Origin of the sequence: Jannaschia aquimarina, from assembly GCF_000877395.1 — a bacterium.
GTDB classification, from domain to species: domain Bacteria; phylum Pseudomonadota; class Alphaproteobacteria; order Rhodobacterales; family Rhodobacteraceae; genus Jannaschia; species Jannaschia aquimarina.
Genome location: NZ_JYFE01000016.1, coordinates 72,594 through 93,622 on the forward strand (window position 1 = coordinate 72,594; position 21,029 = coordinate 93,622).

General features: G+C 66.8%; 26 protein-coding genes. 17 read left to right on the plus strand and 9 right to left on the minus strand.

Annotated features, from left to right (window positions below; all coding sequences use genetic code 11):
* Position 1: 1 nt before the first annotated feature.
* Entirely contained in the window at positions 2–574 is a 573-nt protein-coding gene (locus jaqu_RS02890; RefSeq protein ID WP_236687743.1) for an aspartate/glutamate racemase family protein, read from the minus strand.
* Positions 571–726, minus strand: coding sequence for a hypothetical protein (locus jaqu_RS22030; RefSeq protein ID WP_236687744.1), 156 nt, complete (start codon positions 724–726; stop codon positions 571–573). Before jaqu_RS22030 ends, jaqu_RS02890 begins: the two co-directional genes overlap by 4 nt.
* Positions 727–859: 133 nt before the next feature.
* Between jaqu_RS22030 and hflK the strand changes: the two genes are divergently transcribed.
* The 3 genes from hflK to jaqu_RS02905 all read left to right on the plus strand — a co-directional run bounded on the left by hflK (position 860) and on the right by jaqu_RS02905 (position 4,810).
* Positions 860–2,032, plus strand: a complete 1,173-nt coding sequence (gene hflK, locus jaqu_RS02895) for an FtsH protease activity modulator HflK (protein ID WP_043917433.1) — start codon at positions 860–862, stop codon at positions 2,030–2,032.
* On the plus strand, positions 2,032–3,048 hold the full coding sequence (hflC, locus tag jaqu_RS02900; RefSeq protein WP_084629311.1) for a protease modulator HflC: 1,017 nt from the start codon (positions 2,032–2,034) through the stop codon (positions 3,046–3,048). Before hflK ends, hflC begins: the two co-directional genes overlap by 1 nt.
* A gap of 280 nt (positions 3,049–3,328) precedes the next feature.
* Positions 3,329–4,810: a Do family serine endopeptidase gene (locus jaqu_RS02905; RefSeq protein ID WP_043917434.1), complete on the plus strand. Its 1,482-nt coding sequence runs from the start codon at positions 3,329–3,331 to the stop codon at positions 4,808–4,810.
* 61 nt (positions 4,811–4,871) lie between these two features.
* Here the strand turns inward: jaqu_RS02905 and jaqu_RS02910 are convergent, their stop codons facing one another.
* Positions 4,872–5,609: a heparan-alpha-glucosaminide N-acetyltransferase gene (locus jaqu_RS02910; protein WP_052500737.1), complete on the minus strand. Its 738-nt coding sequence runs from the start codon at positions 5,607–5,609 to the stop codon at positions 4,872–4,874.
* Positions 5,599–5,937 (minus strand): hypothetical protein, encoded by a 339-nt coding sequence (locus jaqu_RS02915; protein ID WP_141134306.1) that lies wholly within the window; start codon positions 5,935–5,937, stop codon positions 5,599–5,601. Before jaqu_RS02915 ends, jaqu_RS02910 begins: the two co-directional genes overlap by 11 nt.
* On the opposite strand from jaqu_RS02915, the gene jaqu_RS02920 reads away from it, so the two are divergent.
* The 3 genes from jaqu_RS02920 to jaqu_RS02930 all read left to right on the plus strand — a co-directional run bounded on the left by jaqu_RS02920 (position 5,924) and on the right by jaqu_RS02930 (position 7,613).
* A complete protein-coding gene (locus tag jaqu_RS02920; protein WP_043917437.1) occupies positions 5,924–6,247 on the plus strand; it encodes a 2Fe-2S iron-sulfur cluster-binding protein in 324 nt (107 codons plus the stop codon). The genes jaqu_RS02915 and jaqu_RS02920 overlap by 14 nt on opposite strands.
* A 155-nt stretch (positions 6,248–6,402) precedes the next feature.
* Positions 6,403–7,173, plus strand: a complete 771-nt coding sequence (locus tag jaqu_RS02925) for an FG-GAP repeat domain-containing protein (protein WP_052500738.1) — start codon at positions 6,403–6,405, stop codon at positions 7,171–7,173.
* Between the two features lie 38 nt (positions 7,174–7,211).
* Positions 7,212–7,613, plus strand: coding sequence for a hypothetical protein (locus tag jaqu_RS02930; RefSeq protein ID WP_141134305.1), 402 nt, complete (start codon positions 7,212–7,214; stop codon positions 7,611–7,613).
* Here the strand turns inward: jaqu_RS02930 and purD are convergent.
* Complete coding sequence (purD, locus tag jaqu_RS02935) at positions 7,580–8,866, minus strand: phosphoribosylamine--glycine ligase (protein WP_043917439.1); 1,287 nt, start codon at positions 8,864–8,866, stop codon at positions 7,580–7,582. The genes jaqu_RS02930 and purD overlap by 34 nt on opposite strands.
* Before the next feature lie 105 nt (positions 8,867–8,971).
* On the opposite strand from purD, the gene jaqu_RS02940 reads away from it, so the two are divergent.
* The 3 genes from jaqu_RS02940 to xseA all read left to right on the plus strand — a co-directional run bounded on the left by jaqu_RS02940 (position 8,972) and on the right by xseA (position 11,792).
* On the plus strand, positions 8,972–9,160 hold the full coding sequence (locus tag jaqu_RS02940) for a hypothetical protein (protein ID WP_043917440.1): 189 nt from the start codon (positions 8,972–8,974) through the stop codon (positions 9,158–9,160).
* Positions 9,161–9,227: 67 nt separating this feature from the next.
* The gene (locus jaqu_RS20410; RefSeq protein ID WP_052500739.1) at positions 9,228–9,866 is read left to right on the plus strand and encodes a glycine-rich domain-containing protein; all 639 of its coding nucleotides are present in this window, start codon (positions 9,228–9,230) and stop codon (positions 9,864–9,866) included.
* Between the two features lie 303 nt (positions 9,867–10,169).
* Positions 10,170–11,792: an exodeoxyribonuclease VII large subunit gene (gene xseA, locus jaqu_RS02950; RefSeq protein WP_043917441.1), complete on the plus strand. Its 1,623-nt coding sequence runs from the start codon at positions 10,170–10,172 to the stop codon at positions 11,790–11,792.
* Between the two features lie 62 nt (positions 11,793–11,854).
* Here the strand turns inward: xseA and jaqu_RS02955 are convergent, their stop codons facing one another.
* Positions 11,855–12,160 carry a response regulator gene (locus tag jaqu_RS02955; RefSeq protein ID WP_236687753.1) on the minus strand — a complete coding sequence of 102 codons (306 nt, stop codon included), beginning with the start codon at positions 12,158–12,160 and terminating at the stop codon, positions 11,855–11,857.
* Between jaqu_RS02955 and jaqu_RS22035 the strand changes: the two genes are divergently transcribed.
* From jaqu_RS22035 to jaqu_RS20420, 3 genes are read left to right on the plus strand one after another with little or no spacing between them, the layout of a single operon-like run.
* Positions 12,110–12,472 carry a hypothetical protein gene (locus jaqu_RS22035; RefSeq protein ID WP_236687755.1) on the plus strand — a complete coding sequence of 121 codons (363 nt, stop codon included), beginning with the start codon at positions 12,110–12,112 and terminating at the stop codon, positions 12,470–12,472. The genes jaqu_RS02955 and jaqu_RS22035 overlap by 51 nt on opposite strands.
* Positions 12,473–12,481: 9 nt before the next feature.
* On the plus strand, positions 12,482–14,023 hold the full coding sequence (locus jaqu_RS20415; protein WP_052500741.1) for a sensor histidine kinase: 1,542 nt from the start codon (positions 12,482–12,484) through the stop codon (positions 14,021–14,023).
* Positions 14,020–14,409 carry a response regulator gene (locus jaqu_RS20420; RefSeq protein ID WP_052500742.1) on the plus strand — a complete coding sequence of 130 codons (390 nt, stop codon included), beginning with the start codon at positions 14,020–14,022 and terminating at the stop codon, positions 14,407–14,409. Before jaqu_RS20415 ends, jaqu_RS20420 begins: the two co-directional genes overlap by 4 nt.
* A 390-nt stretch (positions 14,410–14,799) precedes the next feature.
* Here the strand turns inward: jaqu_RS20420 and jaqu_RS02970 are convergent, their stop codons facing one another.
* The 3 genes from jaqu_RS02970 to jaqu_RS02980 all read right to left on the minus strand — a co-directional run bounded on the left by jaqu_RS02970 (position 14,800) and on the right by jaqu_RS02980 (position 17,088).
* Positions 14,800–15,204 (minus strand): hypothetical protein, encoded by a 405-nt coding sequence (locus jaqu_RS02970; RefSeq protein WP_043917443.1) that lies wholly within the window; start codon positions 15,202–15,204, stop codon positions 14,800–14,802.
* Positions 15,192–16,241 (minus strand): alkane 1-monooxygenase, encoded by a 1,050-nt coding sequence (locus jaqu_RS02975; protein WP_043917444.1) that lies wholly within the window; start codon positions 16,239–16,241, stop codon positions 15,192–15,194. Before jaqu_RS02975 ends, jaqu_RS02970 begins: the two co-directional genes overlap by 13 nt.
* 79 nt (positions 16,242–16,320) lie before the next feature.
* A complete protein-coding gene (locus tag jaqu_RS02980) occupies positions 16,321–17,088 on the minus strand; it encodes a lytic transglycosylase domain-containing protein (RefSeq protein ID WP_236687746.1) in 768 nt (255 codons plus the stop codon).
* A 232-nt stretch (positions 17,089–17,320) separates the two neighbouring features.
* Between jaqu_RS02980 and ftsY the strand changes: the two genes are divergently transcribed.
* The 5 genes from ftsY to jaqu_RS03005 all read left to right on the plus strand — a co-directional run bounded on the left by ftsY (position 17,321) and on the right by jaqu_RS03005 (position 21,017).
* Entirely contained in the window at positions 17,321–18,580 is a 1,260-nt protein-coding gene (gene ftsY, locus jaqu_RS02985) for a signal recognition particle-docking protein FtsY (protein ID WP_043917445.1), read from the plus strand.
* Positions 18,577–19,008, plus strand: coding sequence for a GNAT family N-acetyltransferase (locus jaqu_RS02990; RefSeq protein WP_043917446.1), 432 nt, complete (start codon positions 18,577–18,579; stop codon positions 19,006–19,008). Before ftsY ends, jaqu_RS02990 begins: the two co-directional genes overlap by 4 nt.
* Positions 19,005–19,442 (plus strand): hypothetical protein, encoded by a 438-nt coding sequence (locus tag jaqu_RS02995; RefSeq protein ID WP_043917447.1) that lies wholly within the window; start codon positions 19,005–19,007, stop codon positions 19,440–19,442. Before jaqu_RS02990 ends, jaqu_RS02995 begins: the two co-directional genes overlap by 4 nt.
* Positions 19,439–20,332 carry a DMT family transporter gene (locus jaqu_RS03000; RefSeq protein WP_043917448.1) on the plus strand — a complete coding sequence of 298 codons (894 nt, stop codon included), beginning with the start codon at positions 19,439–19,441 and terminating at the stop codon, positions 20,330–20,332. The genes jaqu_RS02995 and jaqu_RS03000 overlap by 4 nt, the downstream gene beginning before the upstream one ends.
* A gap of 64 nt (positions 20,333–20,396) precedes the next feature.
* Entirely contained in the window at positions 20,397–21,017 is a 621-nt protein-coding gene (locus jaqu_RS03005) for an inner membrane-spanning protein YciB (protein WP_043917449.1), read from the plus strand.
* Positions 21,018–21,029: the final 12 nt, after the last annotated feature.

The following is a 21,029-nucleotide window of genomic DNA, read 5'->3' on the forward strand; positions in this document are numbered from 1 at the left end:
GTCAGGCCAGCGCGGCCTCGACGGCGGCGCGGCAGTGCAACTCGGTCGTGTTGAAGAGCGGCAGGTCCGGACGGTCTTCGGGCCGCATCAATAGAAAGATCTCGGTGCACCCAAGGATGACTCCCTGCGCGCCCTGCTCCCGGACGAGCCGGTCCGCGATGTCGAGGTAGGTCGTCCGAGACGTCTCGCGCACGTCGAACCGGCACAGTTCCTCGAAGATGATGCGGTCGATCTCGGCCTTCTCGGCATCGTTCGGCGTCACGATATCAATACCGTGTCGGCTGCGATAGTGGTCGGCGAGGTAGTCCAGCTCCATGACCGGCCGCGTCCCGAAGAGGGCGATGCGATCGAGACCGGCGCTCCGGATCGCTTCTCCGGTGGGATCGGCGGTGTGGATCAGGCGCAGGCCGTGGCGCCCCGCGAGCTCGGGGAGGATCCGGTGAAGCGTGTTCGATACCCCGATCAGCAGATCGACGCCCGCCGCGGCCAGCTTGGCGACATGATCGTCCATGTAGGCCGTCAACCCATCCCAATCGTCGGCACGCAGCAGGGCCTCGATGTTCCCGAAGTTCACCCCGCGATCAGCGTCTCGGCAATGTCCCAGCCGCCCAGCTGGGCATTCGCGATTTCGTTGATCAGACGATAGTATTCGCCTGTCGCCACGTTCGAGGACCCGCCGAGAATGCCGATGGTCCTTTGGTGCAGCGGTCTGGATCCGGTCGGCATGTCCATCCTCCGGCCGCGACCATCGGATGCAGGGGAAGCACTGTCCACCCGCTTCGCGGTTGAATCCCCCGCCCGCGATGCCAATTAAGGGCCAACGCGACGAATGCGATAAATCGAACGAGGAACGGACCACATGGCAGGACCCAGTGGCCCCTGGGGGGGCGGCGGCAATTCCGGCGGAGGAGGGGACGATCGTCCCCCGCGCGGACCAGAGCGTCCACGACGTCCGGGCGGAAATCGCGGCGAGGGTATTCCCGAAATCGACGACCTGATGCGCAAGGGGCAGGACCAGCTCCGCGTGTTGATGGGGGGTAAGGGCGGCGGCACCGGCGGGTCCGGTGGCAACGGCGGCTCCGGCTTCGAGATGAACCGGACGATGTGGGCCATTCTGGGCGTGGCGCTCGTGGCTCTCTGGGCGTTCCAGTCCTTCTATACGGTTCGGCCGGAACAGCGGTCGGTCGAACTCTTCCTCGGTGAATTTTCGGAAATCGGCGATCCCGGCCTGAACTTCGCCCCCTGGCCGGTGATGACGGCGGAAGTCATCGAGGTGACGACCGAACGCACGATCGATGTCGGTGTGAACAGCGGCAGCCGCGGCGAACAGGGCCTGATGCTGACCGGTGACGAGAACGTGGTCGACATCGACTTCCAGGTGGTCTGGAACGTGGCGGATCCGGCCGAGTTCCTGTTCAACCTTCGCGATCCGGACGCGACGATGCGTGCCGTGGCCGAATCTGCGATGCGTGAGATCGTCGCCCGGTCACAACTGGCGCCGATCCTGAACCGCGACCGGGGCATCATTGCTGACGAATTGCAGGACCTCATCCAGTCGACCCTCGACAGCTACGATGCCGGCATCAACGTGCTACGCGTGAACTTCGACCGTGCCGATCCGCCACAGGAGGTGATCGACGCCTTCCGGGAGGTTCAGGCCGCCGAACAGCAGCGCGATCGCCTGCAATCGGAAGCCGACGCTTATGCGAACCGAGTGCTCGCCGGAGCGCGAGGCGAGGCTGCGCAGGTCCTGGAGCAGGCGGAAGCATACCGCGCGCAGGTCGTGAACGAGGCCGCCGGTGAGGCGAGCCGCTTCACCGCCGTGCTGGCTGAATATGCCAACGCGCCCGACGTGACGCGGCGCCGTCTCTACCTCGAAACGATGGAGCGGGTCCTCGGCGAGGTCGACATGATCGTCGTCGATAACGGGCTTGGCGGAAGCGGCGGACAGGGGATCGTCCCGTATCTGCCCCTGAACGAACTGCGTGGCGGTGGCAGCGGTGGACGCCCCGGCACGGGAGGATCCAACTGATGAAACGCTCAGCCTTTCTGCTCCCGATCGCAGCGGTGGCATTGCTGCTCGCCTTCACGTCACTGTTCGTCGTGGACGAACGGCAAAAGGCGCTGGTCCTGCAATTCGGCCGCGTCGTGAACGTGAAGGAAGATCCCGGTCTGGCCTTCAAGCTGCCGTTCATTCAGAACGTCGTGTTCTACGACGACCGGATCCTGTCGCTTGACGTCGATCCGATCGAGGTGACGCCGTCCGATGACCGCCGGCTTGTCGTCGACGCCTTCGCCCGCTTCCGGATCGCGGATGTGGTGCAGTTCCGGAATTCGGTCGGTGCCGCCGGCATCATGAACGCGGAGCGGTTGATCGACGACATTCTGCGTGACGAATTGCGCGCCGTTCTGGGTACGGTGTCGTCCAACGAGATCCTGTCGGAGGATCGGGCCGCGCTGATGGCACGGATTGCGTCCGGCGCGCGGGATGAGGCGTCGGATCTGGGCATCTTCGTTCTGGACGTGCGTCTCAAGCGCACTGATCTGCCGCCGCAGAACCTCGACGCCACTTTCGCCCGGATGCGGGCCGAGCGTGAACGTGAGGCCGCGGATGAGATCGCGCGTGGTGAAGAGGCCGCGCAGCGCATCCGGGCACAGGCGGATCGGACCGTGGTCGAACTGACCTCGGACGCCCGTCGGGAGGCCGAGATCACCCGCGGTGTCGCCGATGCCGAACGGAACCGGATCTTCGCGAACGCCTTCACGGCGGATCCCGAGTTCTTCGAGTTCTACCGCTCGTTGACGGCATACGAGCGGGCGATCCGGGCGGACAACTCCACGATGGTTCTCAGCCCCGATTCCGAGTTCTTCAGCTACCTGAAGACGGCTCGGTCGAGCGAGGCAAATCCGCCCGCTCCGGAGGAGGTGCCGACGCCAGAGGAGTTGATGGAGGACATCGAGCAGCCTCAGGAGATCGAGGAAGGTTCGATTTCGGGTGACGACGATGCCTCGGCTGTCGCCGAGGAGGGGACGACGCTCGGCAATTGACTTGGCCGCCATTCTCGATCCCACCACGCATCGGGGATCGGACATGAAAGACAAGACCGGCCGCCACGGGACCCGTGGCGGCCGGTTTTGCATTCGCACTGCATCATTGCTCACTGGACCGGGCGCGCCTACACTCGAGGTGAGAAACCTTCACACCGATGTGATGGCCCAACGCGTTGTATCCTTTTCCGGTGATGCGGATATGCCACTCATCGACGCTCGGAGGCAGGTCTTCGGACCCTTGCCAACCGGGCGCGTTCTGTCATCCGGAGGGGAAACCTTGAACGCAGACACGAAAACCACCGGCCTTTTCGCCCGGTTCATCGCACCCGCGGCGTTGGGCGTGGCTCTGGCGACCAGCCCGGTCGCGACGGACGCTTTCGCCCAGGGCAACGCGCCGTCATCCTTTGCCGACCTGGTGGATCAGGTCGACGACGCTGTGGTGAACATCACCACCAACACCACTGTAGCGACGGGCGCCCAAGGCCCGAACTCCGGCAACCCGCTGGAGGATTTCTTCGAGGAGTTCCGCCGCCGGCAAGGTCCCGACGGAGCGCCCCGCCCCGAACCGAGGTCGCGCCGCGGCTCCGCGTTGGGCTCCGGCTTCGTGATCTCCGAGGACGGGTTCATCGTCACGAACAACCATGTGATCGAGAATGCCGACGAGATCCTGATCGAGTTCTGGTCGGGTGACGAACTCCCCGCCGAAGTGATCGGGACGGATCCCAACACCGATATCGCGCTTCTGAAGGTCGAGTCGGACGAGCCGCTGCCCTTCGTTCCGTTCGGCGACAGCGACGACATGCGCACCGGCGACTGGGTCATGGCGATGGGCAACCCGCTCGGTCAGGGCTTCTCGGTCTCGGCCGGCATCGTGTCCGCGCGCGAACGGGAGCTGCAGGGCGCCTACGACGACTACATCCAGACCGACGCGGCCATCAACCGGGGCAATTCCGGCGGCCCGCTCTTCAATCTCGACGGCGAAGTGATCGGTGTGAACACGGCGATCCTGTCTCCGAACGGCGGGTCCATCGGCATCGGTTTCGCCATGTCCTCGAACGTCGTGACGCGGGTCGTCGACCAGTTGCAAGAGTTCGGCGAGACCCGTCGCGGCTGGCTTGGCGTCCGCATTCAGGACGTAGATCCGGAACTGGCCGAAGCGCTGGGCCTCGAGGAAGCGGCCGGGGCGCTCATCACCGATGTGCCTGAAGGGCCCGCCCGCGATGCCGGGATCGAGCCGCGTGATGTGATCCTGTCCTTCGATGGCGTCGACATCGAGGATACGCGGCAGCTGGTGCGCACGGTCGGCAATGCCCCGGTGGGTGAAGCCGTCCGCGTCACGGTCTTCCGCGACGGCGAGACGCAAACCCTCCTCGTGACCCTCGGTCGCCGCGAGGATGCGGAGCGGACCGTGCCGGCCTCGGCCACGACCGAGGATCCGGCCGAGGCCGAGATCATGGGCATGACCGTGTCGACACTGACCGACGAATTGCGGGAGCAGCTCGGGCTCGAAGAAAATATCGAAGGTCTTGTCGTCTCCGATATCGACCCCGCGTCGGTGGCCTACGAGAAGGGCCTGCGCGCAGGTGACCTGATCGAGGAAGCCGGACAGGTTCGCGTGTCCTCGGTCACCCAGCTCGAGGAGCGCATTTCCGAAGCCCGCGAGGCGGGTCAGCGCAGCTTCCTGCTCTTGATCCGCCGTCAGGGCGATGCGCGGTTCGTGGCCCTGCCGCTCGACGAGGAAGAGGCCGGCAGCGAGTGATCGCGATCGCCGGGACGAATTGGACGGGCGCCTTCGGGCGCCCGTTCTCATTCCGGGGCGTTCACCCTGGTATCACGCGCTGCCATGCGAGGATCCCGCCGACGAGGATCGGCTGGTGGATGAGATAGATCGCAAGGCTGTGGCGCCCGGGCCAGGAGAGTTGCGTCCACAGGGGCGCGGCTGGCCGCCCCTCCATCGCCGTGAACCAGCCCCGTGAATCCGCGAGCTTGGCCAGAGCGAGCCCCAGTAGAAAGGGACCTGTCCACGGAATGACCGGCTCCCAATCGATCATCGGCGGGGTGTTTGCCCCGAGGCCCAACCACAGCCATGCCGATCCCGACAAGGCCGGAACGGGGCCGACCGCGACGGCTGCGATGAGCGCGGTCCCCGCCGCTGCGGCGATCCAGGCCGGCAGCCGCAGAAAGGCGAGCCCGATGACGCTCGACAGGGCGATCGAATGCAGGATCCCGAACCGGACCCATGCGCCCGGGACCGCCACATAGGTCGCGACGCTGACCGCGACGGCGGCAGCGATCAGCATCGCGAGGCGCCGCAGATAGGAGGGCCAGCGGAGCCCGTGCCCGTGAGCAAGCCAGAGGCTGACGCCGGCGAGAAAGATGAAGGTGCCCGCGATCAGCCGGGCCGACCACATCCAGCCCGGCGTGAACGTGCTGCCCGGCGGCCAGACGCCGTAAAGATCCAGGTCCCTCCCGAAGTGGAACACGATCATCGCGATCAGGGCGGCCGCCCGTGCGAGGTCGATCGCGATCAGGCGACCGGGCGCGGTGTCAGAGGGCATCGCGTCCGTTCTCTGGTGCATCACCCCCGCCCGGACCGGGAGGCAGAGCGGACGGGGCCGCAACGGCAAGGACCGGGCTGGCGGGGACGGTCGGCGAGCCCTCGTTGCGCGACGTGCCTGTGCTCGCCACGCAGGTCGACAGGATCAGGATCGGGATCAGGCGGATCATCAGGCTCTCTCGGCGGATGTGGTCGGGCGGATCGTAGCCCATCGGCGCGGCCGCCGAGAAGGAAGCCGATCCGCGTCCGGTCGATTGTTGCGCCCGCGCCACCGCATCGCTACCTCTGGCGCGGACGAAATTTCCGGAGCGAGAGATGCCCAAGATCACCTATGTCGAGCATGGCGGCAAGGAACACGTCGTCGATGTCCCCGTCGGCCTGACCGTCATGGAAGGCGCGCGCGACAACGGCATTCCGGGCATCGAGGCCGATTGCGGCGGCGCCTGTGCCTGCTCGACCTGCCACGTCTACGTGGACCCTGAATGGGTCGGGAAGCTGCCCGAGAAGGACGCGATGGAAGAGGACATGCTCGACTTCGCCTATGAGCCCGACCCGGAACGCTCCCGCCTGACCTGTCAGTTGAAGGTGACCGAGGAACTGGACGGCCTGAAGGTCCAGATGCCCGAGAAGCAGATTTGAGCGGGGCGCCGCGTCGGGCCGCGCGCGTGCTGCGCCGTCTCGCGCGCGGCGCGTGGTCGGCGTGGCGCCCTAGGCCGTCGGGGGGCCAGCCCCCCGAACCCCCCTGCGTTTTTGCGAAGCGAAGAAGAGGTGGGGCGGCGCTCGTCGTCGGGCTGGTGATAACGGCATCGACGGCGCAGGCCTGCCGGACGGCCGAGCACCATAACGGCCGTCAGCACCGCATCGACGGGACGCAGGTGGCGGAGGCCGACGAGGTCGTGGCCGGTTGGATCGAGGTCGCCTACTACGCAGAGCCCGATGCGTCCTACGGTCACGGCATCCTTGGACGGGCGGAGGATGCGGCGGCCCTGCGCTACGCGGTCGCGGGCGACCCCGCGACGAGTTGCGGCACGGTCCCGCGTCGCTTGCCGGCGGGCCCGGAGCACGTCTTCGAGGACACGCGCCCCCGGCTCGTCGACGTGACCGGGGACGGGCGGCTCGAGGTCCTGACCGTCCGGTCGTCGGCCACGCAGGGGGCGCAGGTCGTGATCTGGGGGCAGGCACAGTCCGGCGCCGACCTGACGCTGCTGGCCGCGACGCCGCATATCGGCACACGCCATCGCTGGCTCGCTCCGGCGGCGTGGGAAGATCTCGACGGCGATGGCGCGGTCGAGATCGCCTATGTCGACCGGCCCCACCTGGCGAAGATCCTGAGCGTTTGGCGCTATGCGGACGGTGCGCTGACGCAGATCGCCACGCTGGACGGGGTGACCAACCACGCCATCGGCGAAGAGACGATCTCCGGTGGGGTCCGGACCTGCGCGAACCGGCGCGAAATCCTCCTCTTCTCGGCCGACAGGCAGCGCCATGTCGGCGTCACGCTGGTCGGCGGACAGTTGCGCGCGCGCGACCTCGGGGCCGCCGATGGGGACCCGCTGCCATGCTGACACTGGAGCTTCGGCCCGGGTCGCGGCAGGAAGGTGCCATGCGTGTTCTGATCTGCTTTCTCTTCTCGCTTGCTGCCCTGCCCGCCCTGGCTCAGGAGAAGCCGATCCCGCCGGAGGCGTTCCTGAACGAGGCCGAGAGCCGGACGCTGACCTTCGTGATGGCCGATGATGGCAGCCTCGTCGGGATAGAGCGGTTTCTCGGGCGCGACCGGACGGTCTGGACCCAGCCGACCGGCCGATGCGCCTACGGTCTGGTCGAATTGCGCGGGCCGCTTCTCTGCTTCACCTATGAGGACGATGCTCCGGGTGTGGAGCATTGCTGGACGACCTTTCGGCTGGACGACCGCCTTCATGTCCGATCGACCCTGAACGGCGAAGTCCAGAGGGTCGAGGCGATCACGCGGGACTATGTCGGCTGCGAGGGTGAACCGCTGTCCTGAAGCGCGCGCCAGCCGATATCGCGCCGCACTCGCCCCCCGGGCCAATCGATGGCATCGACCATCGCATAGGCTCGCTCTCGCGCCTGCGCCAGTGAGGCCCCGCGCGCCGTCAGCCCCAGAACACGTCCACCAACCGATAGGAACTGCCCGGCCTCCCGGCGGGTGCCGGCATGAAAGCAGGTGGCGAAGCTGTCGTCGGGCAGATCGCCCAGACCCCCGATCGCCTCGCCCTTCTCATAGCGTCCCGGATATCCTTCGGCCGCCATCACGACACACATCGCGTGGTCGTCGGCCCAGCGGACTTTCGCGTCCCCAAGTTGTCCTGCGGCACATGCCTGAAGCAAATCCAGGACTTGGCCGCCGAGGCGCATCATCAGGCATTGGCATTCAGGATCGCCAAACCGGGTGTTGAACTCCACCAGGCTGGGCGCCCCGTCCTCGATCATCAGGCCGACGAAGAGAACGCCGCGGAACGGTGTGCCCCGTCGCATCATCTCGGCCATGCACGGCTTGACGATCTCTTCGAGCGCGCGGCGTTCGACAGCGGGCGTCATCACCGGCGCGGGCGAATAGGCCCCCATGCCGCCGGTATTCGGGCCCGCATCGCCGTCATGGGCGCGCTTGTGATCCTGAGCCGTGCCAAGGGGCAGCACGGTCTCACCATCGACGAGGCAGAAGAAACTGGCCTCCTCTCCGGTCAGCAGATCCTCGATGACAACCTCCGCGCGGCCGTGAACACCGTCGAAGATGTCACGAAGCGCCGCCTCGGCTTCGTCTATGGTCGCCGCCACGGTCACGCCCTTGCCCGCGGCGAGGCCGTCCGCCTTGATCACGATCGGCGCGCCTCGCGATCGCAGGTCAGCCAATGCGGGGTCAAGCGCATCGAAACGGGTGTAGGCCGCGGTCGGCGCGCCGACCGCCGCGCAGATTTCCTTGGTGAAGCCCTTCGAAGCCTCGAGTTGCGCAGCCGCCCGGCTGGGTCCGAAACAGGCGATGCCCGCATCGGCCAACACATCGGTGACCCCCGCCACCAGCGGCGCTTCCGGTCCGACGATCACGAGGTCCATCGACTCCTCGTCGGCGAACCCGACCACGGCCGCCGGATCGAGGATGTCGAGAGACGCGCATTCCGCGATCTGCTCGATCCCCGCATTGCCGGGCGCGACGACGAGGCGGTCGCATTTCGGGTTCTGGAGGACGGCCCAGGCCAGCGCATGCTCTCGTCCGCCGCCGCCGAGGATAAGGATGTTCATGGGCCCCTCCACTGGTCGCGGGCGGCGTATCGGGGCGGTCGCCGGATCGCAAGGTGCGCGGAACCGAATCGGCCGGCTCCGCGCTGGAAGGCAAAGGAGCGAACGATGAGGTATTACGTGAAAACAGAAGCGAATGATCGCGGCGACCACGTCGTCCACCGGGAGGATTGCCAATTCCTGCCGAACGAGGAGGGCCGCAAGGCGCTCGGCGAGGCCGCAAAGCCCGAGACCGCGGTGGGACGCGCCAGGGATGAGTTCGACAGCGTGAAGGGCTGCCAGACCTGCTGCGCGTAAGGCGTCATCGAATCGTCACGAAGTCCTGTCATGCAGTCGTCCCAAGGACTGCGACAGGACATTTCGCATGCCCCTTTCCGACCCCGGTCTCTGGGCCCGGATCGAAGCCCATCAGATGCCGGCGGACAGCACCGGTCTTTCGTTCGTCGATCAGCTCAGGGCGAAATACGACCTGAAGCCCGAGACCGCGAAGAGGGCGGTCCTCGACTACAAGCGGTTTCTCTATCTCAGCGCCCTGGATCGGGGCCGATGTGTCCCGTCCCGTGCTGTGGACGAAGTCTGGCACCTGCATCTTCAGCATACCCGCGACTACTGGGAGCGGCTCGTTCCGAATGCGTTGGCCGGCAAACCGGTTCACCACAATCCCGGTGGTGCGGGGGACGCCCATGCGGCGGATTTCGACGAGACCATCGCCCGCTACGAGCGTGAGTTCGGAGAGGCGCCGCCTCGCGGTTTCTGGCGTCGCCGCACCCGCTCTCGCGCCCGCACCGAGGGGTTCTTCACCTCCGGCCTGCTGGGGATCGGTCTCGTCGCGTTCTGGACGATGGGCGCGCCGGTCTTCGTGCTGATGGTGATCGGGGTTCTGATGGTGTGGCAGCTGGTAAAGACCGTGCAGACCGGCGACGGAATTCAGGTCGGGATCGACGTCTGGGCGGATGGCTCGGGGGGTGATTGCGGGTCGAGTTGCGGCGGGTGCGGCGATTGAAGGACCCATATGAGCAATTCCTGCGCCCGGCCCGGATCCGTTGGCGACGGTTCCTGCCGGCTTTGCTTTCCGGGGGTGGTGTTGCTGCGATCGGCCTGTGGCAGCGTTGGCCGCTTTGGGTCACGGCGCTTTTGGCGGTCATACTCGTCTGGGTCCTGTGGCCGCGCTCCGGTCGCCAGATGAGCCTGTTCAATGGGGTCGGCAGAGGTGGCGATGACGGTTTCGATGGCGGCGGCTGCGGAAGTTGCGGCGGCGACTGAGGACCCGCTGGTCGCCGCCCAGTCCCGCCGTTAGACCCGTCACATGGACGATCTTCTGGACGACGACCGCCCCGGCCGGAACGAGCCGGAATACACGGTCAGCGAACTTTCCGGCGAGGTGAAGCGGGCACTGGAAGGCCGGTTCGGTCGAATCCGCGTCCGAGGGGAGATCGGCCGCATCTTCCGCGCCCGCTCCGGGCACCTCTACTACGACGTCAAGGACGACCGGAATGTGCTCGCCTGCACGACCTGGAAGGGCCAGATCGCTCAGCTTTCCGTGCAGCCGGAAGAAGGGCTGGAAGTCGTCGTGACCGGCCGTCTCTCGGCATTCGGGGCACAGTCGAAATACAATCTCAACGTCGACGACATGGCGGTCGCGGGGCAGGGCGCGCTCATGGCGATGCTCGAGCGGCGTCGCGCGCAACTGGCGGCGGAGGGCCTGTTCGAGGAGGGGCGCAAGCGCCCGTTGCCATTTCTGCCCGATGTCATCGGCGTCGTCACAAGCCCGCAAGGCGCGGTGATCCGCGACATCCTGCATCGTCTTCGCGACCGCTTTCCCCGGCATGTCCTGATCTGGCCGGTTGCCGTGCAGGGTAAGTCCAGCGCATCCGAAGTGGCGGCGGCGATCCGAGGCTTCGACGCGCTCGCTCCGGGCGGACCGATCCGCAGGCCGGACCTGGTGATCGTGGCGCGAGGCGGTGGGTCCATCGAGGATCTCTGGGGGTTCAACGAAGAGATCGTCGTTCGGGCGGCGTCGGATTGCACGATCCCGCTGATCTCGGCCGTGGGACACGAGACCGACACCACACTGATCGACCACGTGGCCGACTGGCGCGCGCCGACCCCGACCGCTGCCGCCGAACGCGCCGTTCCGGTCCGTGTCGACCTGACCGCGCATATCGACGCGCTCGGCGCGCGGCAGGAGCGGGCGACCCGCAGCCGGACCGGCCGGGCTCGGCAACGCCTCGCGGATCTGGCCCGGGCGCTTCCGAGGCCGGGCGCGCTGTTGGAAGGACCGGCGGCACGGCTGGACCGGGCCAGCGACCGCCTCCCGACCGCGCTGCGGCAGAGAACCGCTCAGGCCAGACTGAACCTGCGGCACTTCGACACCGCTCTGGCACCCGAAGCGCTCCGCGTGAGGCTTGTGCAGGCCCGCGGACGTCTCGATGCGGTCGAACGCCGATTGCACGAGGCGGCACGAAGACGGGCCGAGAGGCGGCGGACCGATCTCGAGGGGCTCCGCCTTCCCGCTCCGGTGCGTCTGTTCCGAGAACCGCGCACCCGGTTCGCGACCCTTGCCGGACGGCTTGATCCGGCCTCTCTGTCCCGCCGGTCGAGAGTGGAGGCGGCCCGGCTCTCGGCGGCGCTTTCCCGTCTTTCCTCCCTGGCGCGCAGCAGACAGGAGCGTCTGGGCGACCGTCTCATGGCGCTGGATCGCCTTCGCCTGTCGCTGGGCTACCGCGAAACGCTGTCCCGCGGATACGCGATCGTGCGTGCAGGAGAGGCCGTGGTCGTGACGGCGTCAGAGGCCAGACAGGCCAGCGGGCTCACCGTGGAATTCGCGGACGGCAAGATCGAAGCGCAACCCCGAGCGCAGCCCGCGCAACGAAAGCCGCGGGAGAAGGGGGTGGGGCGGGAAGAACCCGATCAGGGCACTCTCTTCTAGACAGGATCCCGCTCTCGCCGCTTCAGTCGTCCCAAGTCGCGCGGAGGGGCAACCTTCATCGGCTAGTGTCGCGCCAAGGCCAGTTCCGCTTCGAGGTCTTCGATCCGGACCGGCTTCGGAAGGAGGGCGTCGAAGCCCGCTTCCGCGCATGACCTGACCGCCTTCTCGCTGACATCCCCTGTCACGGCGACCACGCGCAGCTTTGCCAAAGCGGGTTCGGACCGGATGATTCGGACGGCTTCGTAGCCATCGGTGCCCGGCATGTTGAGATCCATGAACACGATCGGGGCATCGAACATGCGCGCCATTCGAACCGAATGTTCGCCATCGAGCGCGCGAACGACCTCGCACCCCAGCCGCCCGAGCATGCGACAGAGTATGAAACGGCTGCTCGCATCGTCTTCGGCTACGACGACCTGCACTTTCTGGTCGGTCTGCAAAGGTTCTTTCCCCGCGGCATTCGTTTCGGACGGATAGTTCATCGGCACCGGTGGACTAACCCAAGCAGCCTAACGGGACGTGAAGATCGCGGATCGATACTGGCAACATTCCGTTCGCACGTCGCTGGCGCCACGATTTCAACGATCACGCGCTGCCGGCCGCATGCCGTTAGCGATTTCGTAGGACATTGCGCCGATGGTCCGGATCGTGAGGGGGCGGTGTGCTTCCTCGATGCGTGAGAGGTAGGAATGGACCGTCGCAATCTGAAAGATCCCAAACGCCTGCGACGCCATGTCCTGCTCGCCCTGGCGGTGCTTCTCTTGCCGATGTTCGTGGTGAGCGCGGCTTCGATCGAGTTCCATCGGACCGCGGCCATCAAGGCGCGCTATGTCGTGGCTCTCAGTCAGCTTGTCGAGGCGATGGCCCGTATCGACGGACATGTGGCCCGCATCGAAGCCCAAAGGGACCGGGTCAATCTTGCCGTCCGCGCATCGCTGACGGATGCGGTCGGCCTCTATGGGGCGATCCGCGCCGCCGATCCGGATGGCGACGAGATTCTCGAAGGCAGTGAATCCGCAAAACGCGAGGCCCTGTCCGCCCTGACCGCCGCCCTCGGGGTAGAACCGGTTTCCCTGAGTCGCGAGCTTGGTCTTTTCGGAAATGAAATGCCGGACGAACTCGTCGAGATCTGGGAGGAGGACGAGGCTTGGACGTCGGCTTCCAGCATGTCGCCATCGCTTGAGGCCACGTTCGCGGGGATCATTCTGGCGGCTGCTCCGGTCATTCTCGAGGATAGACGTGATGCAGCGACGTTGGATGCCTACTGGGAGGCGTCGGGCAAGCTCTCCGACGTGCAGCATGTCGAGGTGGTCGAGACGCTTCAGGACGGCGTCGAGGTTGCGAGCCGGGCGCCACTCTTCCTTGCGATCGGTGTCCTTGGGGTCGCGCTTGGGGGCGCGGCTGCGGCATGGGTCTTCGTCGCCAAGCCCCTCATCCAAGAGGTCTCGCGCAGTCAGGCCGCACTCGCGCACGAGGCAGAAGCCGCGCAAGCCGCGGACCGGGCCAAGTCGGAGTTTCTCTCGACTGTCAGCCACGAATTGCGCACACCGATGAACGGCATCATCGGCGCAGTCCAGTTGCTTGAGCATTCGGACCTGTCGGCCGAGGATGGCGAACTGCTCGAAATCCTCGCGAGTTGTGCCGAGTCCCAGATGACCCTGATCGAAGAGATCCTGACCTTCGGCGAGGTCGAGGCCGACGCCCTCCGCATCGTGGAGGAACCGATCGAGATCTCGGAGATCATCCGGGAATCGACCGGGTTCGCCACGATCGGCGCCGGCAAGAAGGGGGTCTCGTTGACGGTCCAGATGCCCGAAGCCGCACCCAGCATCATGGGGGACCCGAAGAGATTGCGGCAGGTCATCGTGAACCTGGTCGGGAATGCGGTGAAGTTCACCGACGAAGGCAGCGTCGAGGTCCGGGCAACCCTGGAAGAGGACGGCGAGCGACCGGCTTTCCGGGTGCGGGTGGCCGACACCGGCTCCGGCATACCGCCCGAATATCGCGAGAAGATCTTCGAGCGATTCACGCAGGCCGACAGCTCCTCCAGCCGTAAGGCGGGCGGCACGGGTCTGGGCCTCGCGATCGCCCGTGGCCTCGCCCGGGAGATGGGAGGGGACATCACCATGACGAGCGAGCTGGGCAAAGGATCCATCTTCGTGTTCGAGATCCCGACACGACTGGCCGACCAGAGCGAGACCGGACGCTTCAACGAGAAGGAAGCCGCATGACCCAGTCAGAGACGTCCCGACCTCATCCTCGGATCCTCGTGGCCGATGATGAGCCAATCAATCTCAGGATCCTGCAGAAGCTGCTCGAGCATTGCGGGCTGACCTGCGAAGTCGCCCATGACGGCCTGGAATGCGTCCAGAAAGCCGAGGAGGGGCAGTACGACGTGGTCCTCATGGACATCAACATGCCCAATCTGGACGGGGTTGCAGCGACGCGGGAAATCGCTCGGAAGTTGCGCCCTCGCGGTCCGAAGGTCATCGCCGTGACGGCGAACGCCTCTGCGGCCCAGAAATCGGAATGCGACGCGGCAGGGTTTTCCGGCTTCATTCCAAAGCCCGTGCGTCTGAGCGACCTCAAGAAGGCGCTCGCCACCAGCCTGACCTGATAGGACCCGCGCAGGCTCAGGGGGCGACGTGGTCGGGGCGCCTCCCGAAACAGAGTCCGGGTCCCCGCTCCCTTCGCTTGTGTAGGCCTCGCTGACGCCTGCTACGGAACACCGCACCGGAGGAATCTTCGCGGGCTCCTACCAGGTGGTTCCCCGGATGGCCGCGACGCAGCGCGATCCGTCAGCGCGCGGGATTTGCGCCCGCACCGGTCTGCGGATCTTCCCGGGTCTTCCTGCGTCCGTCTGCGACTGGAACAGCGCAGCCGGACGGAAATCGCGCGACACAACGACCAGATCCCCGGCCCTCGGCTCTCGCGACTCCACGATGATGCCGGTTCGAACACAGAACCGTTCGAGCACAGAATTGGCGTCCAGCGGCGCTTCTGAATATCAAACGCCCAGGTCGGGGAGGGGGCAGTCGAGATCTCCGGTGTCGACATTGCTGGTCACCAGATCCTCCGACGGGTCTGCGCCATCCGCCCTCGCGTGAAAGTCGCCCGAAGGCATCTCGATGAAATCCCAGCATTGCGGCGCGGGATCGCCGTCATAGACAAAGCAGATCTGTCCCGACCGGTTCTCGAACCAGATGCCGCGTTGGCACTGCCCACCCTCGAATGCCCAGATCACGCGCTTGTCTTCGAAATACTGCTCGGCCCCGAATGGCCGGCCGAAGCGGTCGAAATAGAAGGTCTTCCCCGTCACCATCCGCTCGAATTCGGCTCCGGAGACTGTCCGCTCCGCGAAGGCGGGGCCGCCGGCAATGACAAGGGACAGGGCGAGGGTCAGGCGACGCATGCGGCCTCCGTTGGTCTGACGATCCGGCCCTGACCTAGGGCGTCGACGCGTGGATTCATCACCTTGCGCCACAGGGCGGGGACGAGCGCGATCGTCACCATGACCGGCAAGGAATATGGGAGCAGGGGCACGTCCGCTCCGACGCGCAACTCCTCGAAGCCGCGGCTGGGATGGGCGTGATGTTCGGAGTGGCGGGGGGCGTGCAGAGTGAGAAGGTTGGTCACCACGTGCGGCGCGTTCCAGGAATGCTGTGGGCCAACCGGTTCCCATCGCTTGCCCACACGGACGCGCCGCATTCCATAATGCAGCACGTAATCGGTGATCAGAAGCTGACTTTGCGCAAGGAGGCAGAGTGCGATGTAGGCGCCCACGCCGGACCAGCCCAACACGGTCCCAGCAAGGGCGAGGCTTCCGGCGGCGCCGAGAAGATATTGCCAATAAGGATTGCGCCAATTCCAGCCATGACGCCCTGCCGCCCGCTGGCGCCGCTTCTCCAGCGCCAGCCCCTTGCGGAAGCTGTCGCGCCAGGCGCGGAGAACGAACCTCCACCATGTCTCGTTGTAGCGGGCCGTGTTCGGGTCTTCGGGTGTGGCGACGGCACTATGATGGATGCCCGGATGCGCCGTCGTCTGATGGCCGAAGAGCAGGGTGATGTAGGTCCAGCGTCCGAGGCCGCGGCGGATCCACCCGCGCGCATGGATCAATTCATGAGCGCAGGAATTCATGATCTGCCCGAAGAACAGACCCGCGGCCGAGAAATAGGCGATCCAGTTCCAGAGGGGGCCGCCCTGGGCCAGCGCCCAGACGGCGAGCGCAAGCATCGGGAAGTGGATCGCGGCCAGGATCACGGTCAGGGTCTTGGCGGCGGCTTCCGATGGCGGGGCTTCGTGTTCGGGCAGGATATGGTCCAGCACCGCCACGACGCCCGCCATCCAGATGAAGGACGCGAAATCCCACGCACCATCGAAGACAGCGCCCGCGATCAGCAGGGCGACGGACAATCCCAAAGCGACGAGATACGGCACGAGCGCGAGCATGATCCCCCTGTTAGCGCGTTCCGTCGCCCCTGTCTTAGCGGCAAAACGCGGCAGGATTAAGGACCGGCGACCGGCCGCCTCAGCGGGGGTTGCGGTGGACGGAACAGCGGCATCCGGCGCGGGACAAGCGCGCGCAAATCCGGACCGCGTCGGCGCGGTCATCCGCGGCCAGCCGCACGGCCAGATAGTCCGGGCGTCCCGGCCCGCGTCCGCGCAGGGGCACGATCTCGTGGCGGAGGGCCGCAGCGGGTCCGGAGCAGGATGCGGTCATGCGGCGGAAGCTGTCGCGCGCCCCTGCGCGGGTCCGCCCCCAGCCGACCTGAACCCCCCAAGGCGCGAAGCGTTGGGATGACAGCGGCGGAGACACCCGCCTTCTTGTGGCCATCGTTTCGCAGGCTTTGCGAAATGGTCCCCGGTCCAGCCTGAAGTCAGCCTTCGGCGGGGCGTCGCGCCAGGCCGAAGCCGAGGCGCCGGTGATGATCGCGACGTAGTCGTGAGTTTCGCGCGCCAGTCCGCCCGTGCCGGCGATCCAACCTTCGACCCGGCGTTCTCCGCCATTGTATCCGATCGCCGCAAGCCCCGGATTCCCGTAGCGGCGCGTCATCTCTCCGAGATACTGGGCCGACTTCTCGACGGACTCGGCGGGGTTGAACTGATCGCGCAGGCCCCGCAGGCGCGCCGTCTCGTCGATGAATTGCGCTATGCCGCGCGCGGCCATGGGCGAGACCGCGTTCGCGTCGAATCGGCTTTCCTGCCACAACAGCCGCGCGAGGAAGCCCGGCGGCAAGCCATGGCGCAGCGCCTCCGCCTCGATCTGCACGCAGAGATCGGCAGCGAAGCTTTGCATACGTATGCAATGCGCCGGTCCCCAACGTCCTTCAGAGCACCAGGTGACCGGCTCAGCGGGTGCCGGTCGGGGAGGAGGGCGCATCTGGGCCGCGGCCGGGACGGCCACCAGGACGAGCAGGACGGCGAACGACAAGCGCATGGTCCGAGGGTCGCGCATGGTCCGCACAAGTCAACCACGCTTTTCCCCGGCGCGGGGGCACGTTAGGTCGGGCGGCGAAAGGGGCCGCGCGATGTCGTTCTTCAAGAAGCTCAAGGATCGGATGTTCAAGTCATCCTCCAAACTGGAGGAGGGGCTGGAGAGCATCGTCGAGGAAGGCGGCGAACCGGCGGCCGAGCGTCCTTCGCCCACGCCGTCGCCGTCGCCCGACCGAGGAACCGATGCTGTCGCGGCACCTCCCTCTACGCCCGAACCTGTGGCGGAACCGGATCCGGAACCGATCCCGGAACCAGCGCCGGAACCCGACCCACCGGTCGAGGAGGAAGCGTCGCGACCGGCCCTCGAACCAGCACCGGAGCCCGAACCTTCTCCACCGGTCGAGCCTGTCGTCCCGCCTCTCGATGTGCCGCCCGCGCCGGTGCCCGCGGCAGAGCCGCCGCAACGAGGCCTGCTGGGTCGCTTGCTAGACCGGGTCGCCCCCCCGAGCGCCCCGCGCCGCGTGCTCGACGACGAGATGCTGGAACAGCTCGAGGAATTGCTGATCGCCTCCGACATGGGGGTCGACACCGCGCTGCGTGTCACCGCGAACCTTGCCGAAGGACGGATGGGACGGAAGCTGTCCGTACCGGAGATCAAGTCCCTGCTCGCAGCCGAAATCGCCCGCGTGATGGAGCCGGTCGCGACGCCGCTGCCGATCTTCCCGAAGAAGCCGCAGGTTGTCCTGGTCGTGGGCGTCAACGGATCCGGCAAGACGACGACGATCGGCAAGCTGGCCAGCCAGTTCCGCGCAGCGGGCAAATCGGTCGTGATCGCCGCGGGGGACACGTTCCGCGCGGCTGCCGTCGAGCAACTCAAGGTCTGGGGCGAGCGGGCCGGCGTGCCGGTGATGGCCGCCGATCAGGGGACCGACCCCGCAAGCCTCGCCTTCGAGGCACACAAGCGGGCCGAGGCCGAGGGCGCCGACCTGCTGATGATCGACACGGCCGGGCGGCTTCAGAATCGCGCCGATCTGATGGAGGAACTGGCGAAGATCGTGCGCGTCCTGCGCAAGCGGGACGAGAGTGCGCCGCACAACACCCTGCTGGTGCTCGACGCGACCACCGGGCAGAACGCGCTGGAGCAGGTCAAGGTCTTCCGGCAGGTCGCCGATGTGACCGGGCTCGTGATGACCAAGCTCGACGGCACGGCGCGAGGTGGCGTGCTGGTCGCGCTGGCCGACAAGTTCGGCCTTCCGATCCATGCCATCGGGGTCGGAGAGCAGATCGACGATCTGCAACCATTCGACCCGGAGGAGTTCGCGGCAGCGCTGACCGGCGCGGAGATCGGAGAGTGACGTCCGAAGGTTTCGACTGGTCCGATGCGCCGCCATCGCCCGAAGCCTATGTCGCCTTGCGTGCCGCCGCCGGTCTGGGACCGCGCACGCTCGAAGCCGCCCGCCGCGCCTTGCCTGCCGGCCTGTGCACTGTGACCGTCCATCACGGGGAGCGCCTCGTTGCCATGGGCCGCGTGGTGGGGGATGGCGGGTGTTTCGTGCAGATCGTGGATGTCGCGGTCGAGCCCGCCTGTCAGGGAGACGGGCTGGGCCGCGCGGTCGTGAACCGGCTGATCGACTGGATCGAGACGAACCTGCCGGCCTGCTGCCACGTCTCGCTCGTCTCCTCGGAGCGGGCCGAGCCGCTCTATGCGAGGGTCGGATTCGAGCGCTGCCTGGGGATGGATCGCTACGCGGGCGCGGCGCGCCTGTCGCCCGTGCTCGAATGAGCGACACGATCGACCTCGGAGAGATTCCCCCGGACGACGAGACCCGCGATGCGTTCCTGCTTGCGGCCGGACAGCCGCCGAAGGCCCGCGCGCCGGAGGGCTTCCGGGGTGTGGCCGCCCTGTGGGCCTGGGATCGCGACATGCTCGTCGGTCAGGGAGTGGTGCTCGAACTGCACCGCAGGGCCGTGGCGCGTCCGCGTCTGGCCCCTGCGGACTGGCCGCACCCGGTGGGCCTGGTCGAGTTGCTTTGCGTGATCCCGGAATACCGCGAAAGCGGCTTGGAAGAGCGCCTGCTGCGCGCTCTCCTGCACCGGTTCCGCATCCGCGTCCCATGCCGTGACGCGCTTATCTGGGTCGGAGAGGCGCGCGTGCCGGTCCTGCTGTCGACGCTGGACGCGCTCGGCCCCGACCTGCGGGACCGGTTGTTGCGGTGACGGATTGGATCGCCGGGATCGAGGGCACCGAGGCCGGGCATGTCGTGGCATTGTGGCTCGCCCTGCTGGCGGCGTTCCTGCACGCGCTTTTCGGGGCTCTGCAGAAAGGTGCGGTTCCACCCTATGCGGCGCGCACCGCGATTGATGCGGGGCTGGTGGCGATCTCGGCGCCGGTGGCGCTCTTTCTGGTGCCCTGGCCGCAAGGCACCCAATGGCTGCTGCTGCTCGGTGCGGTTGCGATCCACTTCGTCTACAAGGTCTTGCAGGCCGAGACCTATCGCCGCGGCGCTTATACCGTCGTCTACCCGGTCGTGCGGGGGACCGGCCCGCTCTTTACCGTGCTGGGGGCCAGCATCGTCTTCGGAGAGACCTTCACCGCGATCCAGTGGGCAGGCGTCGGCGTCCTGCTTGCGGGCCTGTTCGGCCTGTCGATCTACAATGCGCGCAACGTCGATGCGACTGCCCGCCGCTTGCTGCCCTCGGCCCTTGGTCTTGCCGTGCTCACGGGGCTCATGGTCGCCGTCTACACGACGTGGGACGCCTACGGGATCCGGGCTACGCCGAACCCGTTCACCTTCCTGTTCTGGTTCTTCTTCCTGACCGCGCTGGACTTCCCGTTGATCGCCGCGGCGCGCAGGGCGCTTCGGCCGTCGCCGCACCTCGTGCGGCTGGGCCTGACCGGAGCCGTCATCGCCTGGGGCAGTTTCGGCGCCGTGATGATGGCGACACGTCTCGACAGCGTCGGGGAAGCCGCCGTCCTGCGCGAAACCTCGACCGTCTTCGCGGCCGTGATCGGCTGGGTCTGGCTCAAGGAGAGCGTGGGGCCGCGGCGTCTGTTGCTGATGGCGCTGATCGCGCTGGGCGCCGTCATCGTCGAGATGGGCGGCTGAGCGCCGCACTGGACCCGACGCACCGGACCGCCTACATCGGCACGGTCCCAGACAGGAGCGTCCGATGGCCCCCACCCCAGACCAGCCCGAGCGCCGCGACGTCCCCGGCTGGTTGCGCACGGCGTTGGAACTGGGCCCCGTTGCGCTGTTCTTCCTGGCTTACATCTCGACCCGCGGGCAGACCTACACCTTAGGCGGGACCGAGTATTCCGCCTTCATCCTCGTCACGGCGGGGTTCATCCCGCTCATCATCGTCGCGACGATCGTTCTGTGGCGGCTGACCGGGCATCTGAGCGTGATGCAGATCGTGACGGCCGTCCTGGTGACGATCTTCGGAGGGCTGACCGTCTGGCTGAACGACGAACGCTTCCTGAAGATGAAGCCGACCCTGATCTATTCGCTCTTCGCCGCGATCCTGGGGTTCGGTCTGTTGAGGGGGCGCAGCTACCTTTCGATGGTGCTTGCCAGCGCGCTGCCGCTGACCGACGAAGGCTGGATGATCCTGACGAAGCGCATGGCGATCTTCTTCGTGGCGCTCGCGATGACCAACGAAGTCGTCTGGCGCACGCTCTCCACGGATGCCTGGGTGAACTTCCGGACCTTCGGCCTGCCGGTCCTGTTCTTCGCCTTCCTGATGAGCCAAGCGGGATTGCTCAAGCGGCACTCGACCGAAGAAGAGAGCTGAAAGTCCGTCCTC